The organism is Marivita sp. (assembly GCF_051251565.1).
GTDB lineage: Bacteria > Pseudomonadota > Alphaproteobacteria > Rhodobacterales > Rhodobacteraceae > Marivita.
Genome location: NZ_JBPOFB010000083.1, coordinates 1 through 2020, shown reverse-complemented (window position 1 = coordinate 2020; position 2020 = coordinate 1). Strand labels below are relative to the sequence as shown.

Below are 2020 nucleotides of genomic sequence, written 5' to 3'. Positions count from 1 at the left end.
GCATAGACGCCGTCGAGGCTGGTTGCGTGGGTCTGGAAATCGGCCTTCACGGTTCCCCAGCGCGTCACCTCTAGACCTTCGACGCCCCAGAGCTTCGGCAGGTCCTCCGGCTCGAAACCCAGTGCCTGAATGGCGAGGTCGGCAGGTTCGACGTAATCCGATCCCTCGATAATCTCGGGCATCTGCCGCCCTGTTGCATCAGGGGCACCGAGGCGCATTTTCTGTACCATCACCCCATCGACGGGCGTTCCGGTGAACCCGGTCGGAGCGGCGAGCCAGACGAATTCGACGCCCTCTTCTTCGGCGTTCTGAACCTCTCGCTGCGAGCCGGGCATATTGACCCGGTCGCGCCGGTAGAGACATTTGACCGAAGTCGCGCCCTGGCGAATCGCGGTGCGGACACAATCCATCGCGGTATCGCCGCCACCGATCACCACGACGCGCTTGCCGCTGGCGTTCAGCTCGCCGCTCTCGAACTCGGCGACCGTGTCGCCAAAGCTCTTGCGGTTTGAAGCGGTGAGATAATCGATCGCCCGCACGACGCCTTCTTCGCCGACACCGGGAGCCTGAAGCTCACGGGTCTTGTAGACACCGGTGGCGATCAGCACGGCGTCATGCTTGCCGCGGATCGCGTCAAAGCTGATGTCGTCACCGACGTCGCAGTTCAGGACGAACTCCACACCGCCGCGCGTCAGCTGGTCCATCCGCTTCATCACCACGTCTTTTTCCAGCTTGAAGCCGGGAATGCCGTAGGTCATCAGGCCGCCGCCGCGATCGTAACGGTCGTAGACGGTGACCTGCACACCCTGACGGCGCAGCAGGTCGGCGGCGGCAAGGCCACCGGGACCGGCACCGATGACGGCGACGCTCTCCGCGCGCTCGACCGCCGGCGCGATCTCGCGGACCCAACCTTCCTCGAAGGCGGTATCGGTGATGTATTTCTCAACCGAGCCGATGGTGACGGTGCCATGACCGGACTGTTCGATCACGCAGTTGCCTTCGCAGAGGCGATCCTGCGGGCAGATGCGGCCACAGATCTCGGGAAAGGTATTGGTGGCCTGACTCAGGTCATAGGCTTCGCGCAAACGTCCCTCGGCGGTCAGGCGCAGCCAGTCGGGGATGTTGTTGTGGAGCGGGCAATGGGTCTGGCAATAGGGCACACCACATTGCGAGCAGCGCGAGGATTGCTCCGCCGCCTTGTCACGCGCGTACTCCGCGTAAATCTCCTTGAAGTCATCGTTGCGAAGATCGGGTGGCCGCTTTTCCGGCATATCCCGCGGAACGGTGACAAACTTGAGCATTTGATTGGACATCTGACGACTCTCGAGAACCCTGAAGCGCCTGCATATTAAACGGTATCACGGATGAAAAGACAACAGTACTGACCTAAATGCGGATTTTGCGCGTCATCGGCAGTGATTTCTCGCCAAACGCCCGCCCTATAGGTCCGTATCGGAGTTAATTGCTTTTTCCTTGCCATGCGCGCCTCGACGATTCACACCGCAACAACGTCCAGCAGGAGCGTGACTTGCCCCTTCTTCACCTCGCCCTCGTCGCCATCATCCAAGGTGTGACCGAGTTTCTTCCGGTTTCGTCTTCCGGTCATCTGATCCTGCTTCCGGCGCTCACCGGCATGGACGACCAGGGGCTGGTGATCGATGTGGCGGTCCACGTCGGCACGCTCTTCGCCGTCATACTCTATTTCCGCACCGATGTCGCGATGGCAGTGGCCGGCGTGCCGAGGCTACTCATGGGCCGGCTTGACACGCCCGGTGCGCGGCTGGCGTTTCTGCTGGCTGTGGCGACGATACCTGTGGTCGTGGCGGGACTGCTGCTCAGGCTCACGGGTTTGGACGACGCGCTGCGCGGTGTCGCGGTCATCGGATGGGCGATGCTGGGGTTCGGTTTGCTGCTCTGGTGGGCGGACCGGCGCGGTCCGGAACAGCGCGAGGCGGCGGATTGGAGCCTTCGCGATGCCGTTGTCATGGGGTTTTGGCAGGCTGTTGCGCTGATCCCCGGC

General features: G+C 62.5%; 2 protein-coding genes. One reads left to right on the top strand and one right to left on the bottom strand.

All coding sequences use genetic code 11. The features are described from left to right. Positions 1-1313 (bottom strand): NAD(P)-dependent oxidoreductase (locus ACSHXH_RS19600; protein WP_435673484.1); only part of this gene is annotated, 1313 nt, incomplete at its 3' end. A gap of 215 nt (positions 1314-1528) precedes the next feature. On the opposite strand from ACSHXH_RS19600, the gene ACSHXH_RS19595 reads away from it, so the two are divergent. After that, on the top strand, positions 1529-2020 hold a 492-nt coding region (locus ACSHXH_RS19595), incomplete at its 3' end, for an undecaprenyl-diphosphate phosphatase (protein ID WP_435673483.1).